11 protein-coding genes are annotated in these 11778 nt (G+C 66.4%); 5 read left to right on the forward strand and 6 right to left on the reverse strand.

The window, feature by feature from the left end:
- Entirely contained in the window at window positions 1–732 is a 732-nt protein-coding gene (gene lolD, locus QOL82_RS18790; RefSeq protein ID WP_283443903.1) for a lipoprotein-releasing ABC transporter ATP-binding protein LolD, read from the reverse strand.
- A 5-nt stretch (window positions 733–737) separates the two neighbouring features.
- Window positions 738–2003 carry a lipoprotein-releasing ABC transporter permease subunit gene (locus tag QOL82_RS18795; RefSeq protein WP_283443836.1) on the reverse strand — a complete coding sequence of 422 codons (1266 nt, stop codon included), beginning with the start codon at window positions 2001–2003 and terminating at the stop codon, window positions 738–740.
- Between the two features lie 201 nt (window positions 2004–2204).
- On the opposite strand from QOL82_RS18795, the gene QOL82_RS18800 reads away from it, so the two are divergent.
- Together QOL82_RS18800 and recJ are read left to right on the forward strand one after the other, a co-directional pair.
- Window positions 2205–3254: a hypothetical protein gene (locus QOL82_RS18800; RefSeq protein ID WP_283443837.1), complete on the forward strand. Its 1050-nt coding sequence runs from the start codon at window positions 2205–2207 to the stop codon at window positions 3252–3254.
- Window positions 3251–4945: a single-stranded-DNA-specific exonuclease RecJ gene (recJ, locus tag QOL82_RS18805; protein WP_283443838.1), complete on the forward strand. Its 1695-nt coding sequence runs from the start codon at window positions 3251–3253 to the stop codon at window positions 4943–4945. Before QOL82_RS18800 ends, recJ begins: the two co-directional genes overlap by 4 nt.
- Window positions 4946–4991: 46 nt before the next feature.
- Here the strand turns inward: recJ and QOL82_RS18810 are convergent, their stop codons facing one another.
- The gene (locus QOL82_RS18810; protein WP_283443839.1) at window positions 4992–5267 is read right to left on the reverse strand and encodes a HigA family addiction module antitoxin; all 276 of its coding nucleotides are present in this window, start codon (window positions 5265–5267) and stop codon (window positions 4992–4994) included.
- Between the two features lie 233 nt (window positions 5268–5500).
- Between QOL82_RS18810 and prfB the strand changes: the two genes are divergently transcribed.
- The 3 genes from prfB (at window position 5501) to QOL82_RS18825 (ending at window position 9205) form a co-directional block, all read left to right on the forward strand.
- Window positions 5501–6605 (forward strand): peptide chain release factor 2 gene (prfB, locus tag QOL82_RS18815; protein ID WP_283443840.1). Its coding sequence is split into 2 segments (ribosomal slippage): window positions 5501–5581 and window positions 5583–6605, totalling 1104 coding nucleotides; the frame shifts between segments, so codons are not numbered across the junction.
- A 2-nt stretch (window positions 6606–6607) separates the two neighbouring features.
- On the forward strand, window positions 6608–8143 hold the full coding sequence (gene lysS / locus QOL82_RS18820; RefSeq protein ID WP_283443841.1) for a lysine--tRNA ligase: 1536 nt from the start codon (window positions 6608–6610) through the stop codon (window positions 8141–8143).
- A 372-nt stretch (window positions 8144–8515) separates the two neighbouring features.
- Window positions 8516–9205: a glycine zipper 2TM domain-containing protein gene (locus QOL82_RS18825; protein WP_283443842.1), complete on the forward strand. Its 690-nt coding sequence runs from the start codon at window positions 8516–8518 to the stop codon at window positions 9203–9205.
- A 103-nt stretch (window positions 9206–9308) separates the two neighbouring features.
- Here QOL82_RS18825 and iscX read toward each other — a convergent pair whose 3' ends face one another.
- The 3 genes from iscX to hscA are packed head-to-tail and all read right to left on the reverse strand — an operon-like array spanning window position 9309 to window position 11773.
- Window positions 9309–9503, reverse strand: coding sequence for a Fe-S cluster assembly protein IscX (gene iscX / locus QOL82_RS18830; protein ID WP_283443843.1), 195 nt, complete (start codon window positions 9501–9503; stop codon window positions 9309–9311).
- Window positions 9504–9518: 15 nt separating this feature from the next.
- Window positions 9519–9857 (reverse strand): ISC system 2Fe-2S type ferredoxin, encoded by a 339-nt coding sequence (gene fdx, locus QOL82_RS18835; RefSeq protein WP_283443844.1) that lies wholly within the window; start codon window positions 9855–9857, stop codon window positions 9519–9521.
- Window positions 9858–9907: 50 nt separating this feature from the next.
- A complete protein-coding gene (gene hscA, locus QOL82_RS18840; RefSeq protein WP_283443845.1) occupies window positions 9908–11773 on the reverse strand; it encodes a Fe-S protein assembly chaperone HscA in 1866 nt (621 codons plus the stop codon).
- Window positions 11774–11778: the final 5 nt, after the last annotated feature.

Raw genomic sequence — 11778 nt, forward strand, 5'->3', positions numbered from 1 at the left:
CTAGTCCACGTAGGGTTCCAGGCCGTTGTCGGACAGGCGCAGCACGCGGTCGCAATGGCGCGCCAGTTCGATGTCATGGGTGACGATGACGAAGGAGGTGCCGAAGGTGCGCGACAGTTCCAGCATCAGGTCGAAGGTCTTGTGCGCGGTATGCCGGTCCAGGTTGCCGGTGGGCTCGTCGGCCAGCACGCAGGCCGGCTGCGTGACCAGCGCCCGCGCCAGCGCCACCCGCTGGCGTTCGCCGCCGGACAGCTCGCCCGGCACGTGGGTCACGCGCTGCGACAGGCCGACCCGCGCCAGGATGGCCGCGGCGATCTCGTGCGCCTGCGCGCGCGGCATCCGCCGTATCAGCAGCGGCATCGCGACATTGTCGAGCGCCGAGAATTCGGGCAGCAGGTGATGGAACTGGTAGACGAAGCCCAGCGATTCATTGCGCAGCCGGCCGCGGGTCTTTTCGTCGAGCGACGCGAAGTCGCGGCCCAGCAGCGTCACGCTGCCGGCGCTCGGCGTATCGAGCCCGCCCAGCAGGTGCAGCAGCGTCGACTTGCCCGAGCCGGACGCGCCGACGATGGCGACACGCTCGCCGCGCTGCACGTCGACGGCGATGCCGGAAAGAACGTCGACCGAGTATTTTCCCTGCGTGTAGGTCTTGCCCAGGTTGCGGCAGGACAGCACCGCTTCCCTGGTCTCCGGCTGGTGCATGACAGGCTGCTCTGTGATTGCGCTATTCATCGTGCTCATTCGTATCGCAGCGCTTCGGCCGGGCGCACCCGCGCCGCGCGCCAGCTGGGATAAAGGGTGGCCAGGAAGGCCAGGATCACCGCCACCATGCCGATGGTGCCGACGTCGGGCCAGCGCAGGTCGGACGGCAGCGCGCTGATCAGGTAGATGTCGCGCGGCAGGAATTGCACGCCGAGCAGGCGCTCGATGAAGGGCACGATCACGTCGACGTTCAGCGCCACCAGCACGCCGCCGGCCACGCCGATGGCGGTGCCGATCAGGCCGACCAGCGCGCCCTGGATCATGAAGATCTTCATGATGGAGCCGGGCGACGAGCCCAGCGTGCGCAAAATCGCGATGTCGGCCTGCTTGTCGGTCACGGTCATCACCAGCGTCGACACCAGGTTGAAGGCGGCAACCGCGATGATCAGCGTCAGGATGATGAACATCATCCGCTTCTCGGTCTGCACCGCGGCAAACCAGGTGCGGTTCTGCTGCGACCAGTCGGTGATCAGCACGTCGCCGGTCAGTATCCGCGACAGGTCCTGCGCCACCTGCGGCGCTTCCTGCATGTTGGCGATGCGCAGGCGCAGGCCGGACGGCGCCGACAGCCGGAACATCTTTTCCGCGTCGTCGAGATGCATGAAGGCCAGCGACGAGTCGAACTCGAAATGCCCGGCCTCGAAGATGGCGACCACGGTGAACTGCTTGAGCCGCGGGATCACGCCGGCCGGCGTGACCTGGCCCTGCGGCGCGATCAGCGTGACCTTGTCCCCTACCCGCGCCCGCATGCTGCGCGCCAGCTCCAGGCCCAGCACGATATTGAATTCGCCTGCGCGCAGGTCGTTGAAATTGCCCTGCTTGATCTGGCCGGCCACGTCCGACACCTTGGGCTCTTCTTCAGGCAGCACGCCGCGCACCACCACGCCGCGCACGGTGTCGTCGCGCGTCATCATCGCCTGCCCGGCGACGTAGGGCGCGGCGCCCTTCACATCCTTGTCGAGGAAGGCTTCCTTCGCCGTCTGCTGCCAGTCGGGCAGCGCGCCGTTGGCGTCGGACACCTCGATATGCGCGAGCACGGAAAGCATGCGGTCGCGCACTTCCTTCTGGAAACCGTTCATCACCGACAGCACGACGATCAGCGCGGCCACGCCCAGCGCGATGCCGGCCATCGAAATGAGGGAAATAAAGGAGATGAAACTGTTGCGCGCGCTGCGCTTGCCGGCGCGGGTATAGCGCAGGCCCACCAGCCACTCGAATGGCAAGTTCTTGAATAGACTCAAATGAAATACTCCTGGACTGGGCGGCCGGACATAAGCGCCACGCCGGCGACGTGAGATCGACCACCCGGAATGCGCCCGCAGTTTGCCATAGTCTGGACTTCATTTCAGGACATTGCGCAAAAGAATGACAGGATGACAAGACCGTGGCCCGGCCCATCCGGGTTCGCCACGACCGTCGCCCCTTTGCCCTACAATCCCGCCATGCGTCATCTCGATCTCCTGCTTCCCTTCAGCCTTCCCTCCCCGGACCTTGCCGCCGACCTGCTCCGCGCGCTGCGGCTGCCGTCCTTCGCCCTGCTGGCCGCCCGCGCCAAGGCGGGTCCGCTGCAGGTGAGCGACGGCTTCGCCCGCGCGCTGCCGCATGAAGCCTGGCTCGCGGAGCGCTTTGCGCTGCAGCCGGGCATGGCCCAGGGCGGCAGCCCGCCGGTGGCGCCGGCGGCAATGGCGGCGCATGGGCTGGAAGCGGGCCAGGGCCGCTGGTTCATGCTGCAGCCGGCGCATCTGCACGTGGCCCGCGACCACCTGGTGCTGACCGACCAGCGCCAGCTCGCGCTGGACGAGCCCGAGTCGCGCGCGCTGTTCGACAGCGCCCAGGCGCTGCTGGCCGATGCCGGCATGCCGCTGCTCTACGGCGACGCCCGCACCTGGTTCATGCGCGCCGGCGACTGGCGCGGCCTGCAGACTTCCACCATGGACGCCGCCTGCGGCCACAACATCGACATCTGGATGCCCAAGGGTCCGGACGAGCGCGCGTGGCGCAAGCTGCAGAACGAGATCCAGATGGAATGGCATGCGCACCCGGTCAACGAAGCCCGCGCCGAACGCAACATGAAGCCGGTCAATTCGGTCTGGCTCTGGGGCGGCGGGGAATCCGGCAGCGACAGGCCGGCGTCCGGCTACAGCCATGCCTGGGGCCTGACCGGATGGACCGGCGCGCTCGCCGCCACCGTGCCGGCATCGGGCGGGATCGACGCGGCCGGCGTCATTGCCGCTGCGCCCGCGCGCGGCCTGCTGATGGCGGACACGTTCGCCGCGCCCGCGCTTGCCGGCGACTGGGCGCTCTGGATCGACGCCTGGCATGCGATCGAAACCGACTGGCTGGCGCCCTTGCTGGCGGCGCTGCAGGCTGGCAAACTCGACTCGCTCGCCCTGGTGCTCGGCGACGGCACGCGGCTGCGGGAACTGACCGCCAGCCGCTCCTCGCTGCGCAAGTTCTGGGTGCAGCCTTCCCTCTCCAGGCTCGTCCCATGACCCGCATCGCCACCCGCCCCTATTCGTTCCGCCACGCGGAGATGCTGCGCCAGAGCGGCGTGCACCCGGTGCTGGCGCGGCTGTTCGCCGCCCGCGGCCTGGTCGACGCCAGCGAACTGTCGTCCGAGTTTTCATCGCTGATCGCGCCGTCCGGCCTGCTGCACGTGGACGCGGCGGCGGTGTTCCTCGCCGACGCGATCGACGCGCAAAAGAAGATGACCATCGTCGCCGACTATGACTGCGACGGCGCGACCGCCTGCGCGGTGGCGCTGCGCGGCCTGAAGGCGATGGGCGCGAAGATCGACTACATCGTGCCCAACCGCTTCGAATACGGCTATGGCCTGACGCCGGAGATCGTCGCGCTGGCGGTCCGGGAAAAGGCGCCGGACATCATCGTCACCGTCGACAACGGCATTGCCAGCATCGACGGCGTGGCCGAGGCCAACCGGCTCGGCATCGAGGTCGTGGTGACCGACCACCACCTGCCGGCCGACAAGCTGCCGGCCGCGCGCGTGATCGTCAATCCCAACCAGCCCGCCTGCGGCTTCCCCAGCAAGAACCTGGCCGGCGTCGGCGTGATGTTCTATGTGCTGCTGGCGCTGCGCGCCGAACTGCGGCGGCGCGGCGTCTTCACCGCCGAGAACCAGCCGCGGCTCGATGCGCTGCTGGACCTGGTCGCGCTGGGCACGGTGGCCGACGTCGTCAAGCTCGACGCCAACAACCGCGTGCTGGTCGCGCAGGGCCTGAAGCGCATGCGCGCCGGCCGCATGCATGCCGGCATCGCGGCGCTGTTCCGGGTCGCCGGCCGCGAGGCGCGCAAGGCCAGCCCGTTCGACCTCGGCTTCGCGGTCGGCCCGCGGCTCAATGCCGCCGGCCGCCTGGCCGACATGTCGCTCGGCATCGAATGCCTGACGACGGACGACGCCGGCCGCGCCTGGGACATCGCGCAGCAGCTCGACGGCATCAACCGCGAACGGCGCGTGATCGAGGCGCAGATGCAGGACAGCGCGCTGGCCTCGCTCGACCATATCGACCCGCGCGACAACACCACGCTGACCATCTTCGACGAAAGCTGGCACCAGGGCGTGATCGGCATCGTGGCCTCGCGGCTGAAGGACAAGTTCTACCGCCCGACGATCACCTTCGCGCCCGCCGGCGACGGGCTGATCAAGGGCTCGGGCCGCTCGATCGCCGGCTTCCACCTGCGCGACGGGCTGGACCTGGTGTCCAAGCATGCGCCGACGCTGATCGAGAAATTCGGCGGCCACTCGATGGCTGCCGGCCTGACCATACGCGCCGACAACCTCGAAGGCTTCACCGAGGCATTCGAAGCGGTCGGGAAAGCCTCGCTGACCAAGTCGCAGCTGGAGCGCGTGCTGGAAACCGACGGCCCGCTGGAAGACGCCTACTTCTCGACCGCCTTCATCGAGCTGGTGGACGGCCACGTCTGGGGCCAGGGCTTCGCGCCGCCGGTGTTCTGCGACACCTTCCGCGTCATCAGCCAGCGCGTGCTGAAAGACCGCCACCTGAAGCTGCAGCTGGAAAAGAATGGCCAGCGCTACGACGCGATCTGGTTCGGCCACACCGACGCGCTGCCGGACCGGGCGAACGTGGCGTTCCGTCTGGACGCCAACGAGTTCAACGGCCGCACCAGCGTGCAGCTGCTGGTCGAGCATGCGGAGCCGGCCTGAGCTTTAAGCAGCGGGCAGCGCGGGCGCAAGAGTCGCTGCGTTCCGCCTAATGCGTCATCCTGCCGCCGCCATCATGGCGGCGCACCCGGGCGATGTCATAGGCAAGCTGGATGTACAGCAAGTGCTCGAGCCTGGGGCCGAATATCTTTTCGATGCGCAGCGCCATTTCCGGCGACAGGCCGGCTTCCTCGTTGAGGAGTTCGCATAGCGCGGCGCGGCGCACGCCCAGCATGGCCGCGGCCTGCGTGACCGACAGGCCCAGCGCCTCGATGATCTGTGTGCGGATCAGGTCCCCTGGATGCGGCGGTTGTTTGATTCGCATGCTGTTCCTTTCAAGGGTTGTCTACCGGATTGCGCAGGATTTGCCATATTGCTGAACATCCATGCCTTTCTGCCCGTCATTTCCCGCAAAACCAGGGTGCGGCTTTGCCGGAAGCCGCCTTGGTAACGGCAATCCCGATTGCATCCCATCCATGCCGCCACCCTGCCGCTGCACCCGCTTCCCGCCCTGCCCCATCAGTTATAATCGTCGGTTTCACCGCACAAGAATTCATCATGGAAGCAGAACGCCTCAATGCCCTGTCGGCATCGCTCGCCGACCTCACCACCCGGGAAGCCGAACTGCGGAGGTATCTTTGACTTCGATAACAAGTCAGAGAAACTAGAGCAGGTCAACCAGGAACTCGAAGACCCCACCGTCTGGAACGACCAGAAGCGCGCGCTGGCGCTGGGCCAGGAAAAGAAGGCGCTGGAAGGCGTGGTCAACACGCTGACCGAGATCGACGCCGGCCTGCGCGACGCGCGCGACCTGTTCGACATGGCGCGCGAGGAACAGGACGACGACACGCTGGAAGCGGTCGAAGCCGACGCCGCGGAACTGGGCAAGAAAGTGGAGGCGATGGAATTTCGCCGCATGTTCTCCAACCCGATGGACCCCAACAATTGCTTCATCGATATCCAGGCCGGCGCCGGCGGCACCGAGGCGCAGGACTGGGCGTCGATGCTGCTGCGCCAGTACCTGCGCTATTGCGAGCGCAAGGGCTTCAAGGTCGAGATCCTCGAGCAGTCCGACGGCGAGGTCGCCGGCATCAAGACCGCGACGCTGAAGGTCGAGGGCGACCACGCGTACGGCTTCCTGCGCACCGAGACCGGCGTGCACCGGCTGGTGCGCAAGTCGCCGTTCGACTCCGCCAACGGCCGCCATACCTCGTTCTGCAGCCTGTTCGTCTACCCGGAAGTGGACGAGTCGATCGACATCGACATCAATCCGGCCGACGTCCGGGTCGACACCTACCGCGCATCCGGCGCCGGCGGCCAGCACATCAACAAGACCGACTCCGCGGTGCGCCTGACCCATGGCCCATCCGGCATCGTCGTCCAGTGCCAGAACGACCGCAGCCAGCACCGCAACCGCGCCGAGGCGTGGGAGATGCTGAAGTCGCGGCTGTATGAGCTGGAACTGCGCAAGCGCATGAGCGAGCAGCAGAAGCTGGAAGACTCCAAGACCGACGTCGGCTGGGGCCACCAGATCCGTTCCTACGTGCTGGACCAGTCCCGCATCAAGGACCTGCGCACGAACTTCGAGACCGGCAACACCAAGGCGGTGCTCGACGGCGACCTCGACGGCTTCATTGCCGCCTCCCTGAAACAAGGCGTTTAAGCATGATGACTGACAAATACACCGCGCTGACGGAAGAAAAAGACGAAAACTCCATCATCGCGGAGCGCCGCGGCAAGCTGGCGGCGCTGCGTGAAGAGGGCATCGCCTTTCCCAACGATTTCCGCCCGCAGCACCAGGCGGCGGCGCTGGCGGTGGAGTACGGCGATACCGAGCGCGAATTGCTGGAGTCGCAGCCGGTGCAGGTGGTGGTGGCCGGCCGCATGATGTTGAAGCGGGTGATGGGCAAGGCGTCGTTCGCCACCATCCAGGACGCGTCGGGTCCGCGCGCGGATGGCCGCATCCAGCTCTATATCAGCAACGAGCTGACCGGCGAAGCGTCGCACGAGGCGTTCAAGCATTACGACCTGGGCGACATCCTCGGCGCCGAGGGCACGCTGTTCAAGACCAAGACCGGCGAGCTGTCGGTCAAGGTCAGCAAGCTGCGCCTGATCACCAAGTCGCTGCGCCCGCTGCCCGACAAGTTCCACGGCCTGGCCGACCAGGAGACCAAGTACCGCCAGCGCTATGTCGACCTGATCATGAACGAGGAAACCCGCCGCACCTTCAAGGCGCGCACCGCGGCGATGTCGTCGATCCGGCGTTTCATGAGCGACAACGGCTTCATGGAAGTCGAGACGCCGATGCTGCACGCGATTCCCGGCGGCGCGGCGGCCAAGCCCTTCATCACCCATCACAATGCGCTGGACATGGAAATGTTCCTGCGCATCGCGCCCGAGCTTTACCTGAAGCGGCTGGTGGTCGGCGGCTTCGACCGCGTCTATGAAGTCAACCGCAACTTCCGCAACGAGGGCGTGTCGCCGCGCCACAATCCGGAATTCACGATGATGGAGTTCTACGCGGCCTACACCGACTACAAGTGGCTGATGGACTTCACCGAGGCAGTGATCCGCCAGGCCGCGGTCGACGCGCATGGCACCGCGCAGCTGACCTACCAGGGACGCGAGCTGGACCTGTCGAAGCCTTTCCACCGGATGACGATCGTCGAGGCGATCAACAAGTTCGCGCCGCATTACACGGCCGAACAGTTGCAGGACGCGGAATTCCTGAAGGCCGAGCTGAAGAAGTTCGGCGTGAAGCCACATGCGATCTCCGGGCTGGGCGCGCTGCAGCTGTCGCTGTTCGAGGAAACCGCCGAGGCGCAGCTGTGGGAGCCGACCTACATCATCGACTACCCGGTCGAGGTGTCGCCGCTGGCTCGTGCGTCCGACACGGTGCCCGGCATCACCGAGCGTTTCGAGTTGTTCATCACCGGGCGCGAGATTGCAAACGGCTTTTCCGAGCTGAACGATGCGGAAGACCAGGCCGCGCGCTTCCAGGCGCAGGTGGCGGCCAAGAATGCCGGCGACGAGGAAGCGATGTACTACGACGCCGACTACATCCGCGCGCTCGAGTACGGCATGCCGCCAGCCGGCGGCTGCGGCATTGGCATCGACCGGCTGATGATGCTGATCACCGACTCGCCGAACATCCGTGACGTGATTTTGTTTCCGCATCTGCGCCGGGAAGACCTGAGCTGAGCGTGCCCCGCCTACGCCGGAAGTTTCGGCAGGCGGGGCCGGTCCGGGCAGCCTGGGCATGATGCAGTAACACCCAGGCTGCCTGCGCCGCGCTTCCGGCGCGCGGCCAGCAATCCGGCGTCGCATTCGATTAGCGCTAACTTCTCCCACAAATTCCCTGCCCACCTGTTTGCTGCAGTCCATCCATAGATTGCACGTGCCGAACTGCAACACTTCCGCGCCGTGCGGCGACCGTGCTCGCTCATCTGTTGATCCATTCGACATGGACCCGGGATTTGTTACATCCATTTACAGGTGACACATCATTTGGTCTGTTAATCGCCCAACTGTTGCCGGATACTAAGTAAATCAAGCACAGAACAGGAGCCAACCATGGACACAAACAATAATTCCAAGCGCATGCATCCGCTGATCGCAGGCGCAGCGGTATCCGTGATGGTCGCCAGCCTGACGGGCGTGGCCGCGATGACTGGCCTGCTGCCGAACTCGCATGGCGAGGGCAAGGCCGCCGCGGAAACGGCCCAGGCTACACCTGCGAAGGTCGTGGAAAGCAAGCCGGCCGCGGTCGCCAAGGTGGCGAAGCCGGCCCCGGCCCAGCAGCTCGCGTCGTATGACGAAGAGCGCCGTCCGGCCCCGGCCCCGGCCCGTGAAAACTATCGCAGCGATGCGCTGTACCGGTCGTCTGAATATGGACAGAGCATGACCCAGGTCGCCCAGCCGGCGCGGGTCTGCAACAGCTGCGGCCGCGTCGAATCGGTCCATCCGGTGCAATCCCAGGCCAGCCCGAGCGGCGTGGGCGTGGTCGGCGGCGCGGTGGTTGGCGGCTTGCTGGGCAACCAGGTCGGCGGCGGCAACGGCCGCACGCTGGCGACCATTGCCGGCGCGGTGGGCGGCGGTTATGCCGGCAACGAGGTCGAAAAACGCACCCGCACCACGACTTCCTACCAGGTGAGGGTCAGGATGGAAAACGGCCAGGTCCGTAATTTCCCCTACAACAGCCAGCCGAACTGGCGCCAGGGCGACCGGGTGCGCGTGGTCGACGGCTACCTGCAGCCGAACTGATGCCTGGATAAATGCCGCCTGACGGCGTAATGCAAAAGGCGCGTTAAAAAGCCCCTGCCGCCAGTAATAGGCGCCAGGGGCTTTTCTTCGAACGCGGCCGGTTTCAGTCGGCCTCGTCTATCCATGCCATCTGTATGGCTTCGAGTATCTTTTCATTCGATCGCGACGGCTCGTCGTCGAAGCCGTCCAGCTCGCAGACCCAGCGGTGCAGGTCGGTGAAGCGCACCGTCAGCGGGTCGACATCCGGGTGCCTGTCGATCAACTCCTCGGCGATGCGTAAGGTGTCGGTCCATTTCATGATCGTCCCTCCGTGTCAGTGCTCTTCCCGCGCATGGTTGATCGTGTACTTCGGTAACTCGATCACCAGGTCCTGGTCGTCGACCAGCGCCTGGCAGGACAGCCGCGAATTGGCTTCCAGGCCCCATGCCATGTCGAGCAGGTCCTCTTCCTTTTCCGCCGGTTCGCCCAGCGAATCGAAACCCTCGCGGACGATCACGTGGCAGGTGGTGCAGGCGCAAGACTTCTCGCACGCATGCTCGATCTCGATATCGTTTTCCAGCAGCGCGTCGCAGACCGACATGCCCTTGGGCGCTTCGAACACGGACCCTTGCGGGCACAGGGTGGGATGGGGTAACACCACGATTTGGGGCACGTCGGCTTCCTTCAAAAATACGGTTTGATAATGGCGGATGACACGCCGGGTCAGGCGATCTCGTCCAGCTTCCTGCCCGCCAGCGCGGAACGCACGCTGCGGTCCATCCGGCGGGCGGCGAATTCCTCGGTGCCCTGGGCCAGCGCCTCGACCGCTTCCTTGATCGCCTGGTGGTCGCCGCCCTGCGCGGTCGTGCGCAGCGCATCCAGCAGCGCGGCGATGTCGGCGCGTTCCTGGTCCGACAGCAGCGCGCCGTCCGCGTCCAGCGCCGACTGCGTCGCCAGCAGGATGCGCTCGGCCTCGACCTGCTCTTCCCGCAGCGCCCGCTGCTGCATGTCGACGTCCGCCGATGAAAACGATTCCTGCAGCATGCGGGCGATGTCGTCGTCGGCCAGTCCGTAGGACGGCTTCACCGTGATCGACGCCTCGACGCCCGAGCGCAGTTCACGCGCCGACACCGACAGCAGGCCGTCCGCGTCGACCTGGTAGGTGATGCGGATGCGGGCCGCGCCGGCCGCCATCGGCGGTATACCGCGCAGCTCGAAGCGCGCCAGCGAGCGGCAGTCCGACACCAGCTCGCGCTCGCCCTGCAGCACGTGCACCGCCATCGCCGTCTGGCCATCCTTGAAGGTCGTGAATTCCTGCGCCCTGGCGCACGGGATCGTCGAATTGCGGGGAATGACCTTCTCGGCCAACCCGCCCATCGTTTCCACGCCCAGCGACAGCGGGATCACGTCCAGCAGCAGCCAGTCGTCGCCGGGCGCGCGGTTGCCCGCCAGCAGGTTGGCCTGCACCGCGGCGCCCAGCGCCACGACCTTGTCGGGGTCGATGTTGGCCAGCGGCAGCGTCTGGAAAAAATCGCCGACGGCGCGGCGGATATGCGGCATCCGGGTCGCGCCGCCCACCAGCACCACGCCGTCGACATCGTCGACCGCCAGGCCGGCGTCGCGCAGCGCCTTGCGCGACGCATTGATGGTCTTGGCGACCAGGTGCTGCGTCAGCTCGAAAAACTTCGCCGCGGTCAGCGTCAGGTGCACTTCCTCGCCCGAGGACAGCACCGCGTCGATATGGGTCTCGGAATTGGCCGACAGCAGCTCCTTGGCCTCGCGCGCCTTGACCATCAGCACCCGGGTGTCCTCGTCCGACAGCGGCGACAGGTGCGACTGCTCGATGATCCAGCAGAACAGGCGGTGGTCGAAATCGTCGCCGCCCAACGCCGAGTCGCCGCCGGTGGACAGCACTTCGAACACGCCCTTGGACAGGCGCAGCAGCGAGATGTCGAAGGTGCCGCCGCCGAGGTCGTACACCGCGTACACGCCTTCGGAGCCATGGTCGAGGCCGTAGGCGATCGCCGCAGCGGTCGGCTCGTTGAGCAGGCGCAGCACATTCAGGCCGGCCAGCTTGGCGGCGTCCTTGGTCGCCTGGCGCTGCGCGTCGTCGAAATACGCCGGTACCGTGATGACCGCGCCGACCAGGTCGTCGCCGAGCGCATCCTCGGCGCGCTGGCGCAGCGTCGCCAGGATCTGCGCCGAGATCTCGACCGGGCTCTTGACGCCGGCCACCGTGCGCAGCTGCACCATGCCGGGCTGGTCGACGAAATCGTAGGGCATGTTCTCGGCATGCGCGATGTCCTTCAGCCCGCGACCCATGAAGCGCTTGACCGACAGCACCGTGTTGCGCGGGTCCGTGGTCTGCGCCGACTGCGCCTTGAAGCCGATGTGCGCATGCCCGTTAGGCAGGTAGCGCACGACCGACGGCAGCAGCGCATGGCCGTCCTCGTCATCCAGCACCTCGGGGATGCTGTTGCGCACGGTGGCGACCAGCGAATTGGTGGTGCCCAGGTCGATGCCGACGGCCAGCCTGTGCTGGTGCGGCGCGGTGGACATGCCGGGTTCTGAAATCTGCAGTAATGCCATGGTGT

The organism is Noviherbaspirillum suwonense (assembly GCF_900182955.1).
GTDB lineage: Bacteria > Pseudomonadota > Gammaproteobacteria > Burkholderiales > Burkholderiaceae_D > Noviherbaspirillum_A > Noviherbaspirillum_A suwonense.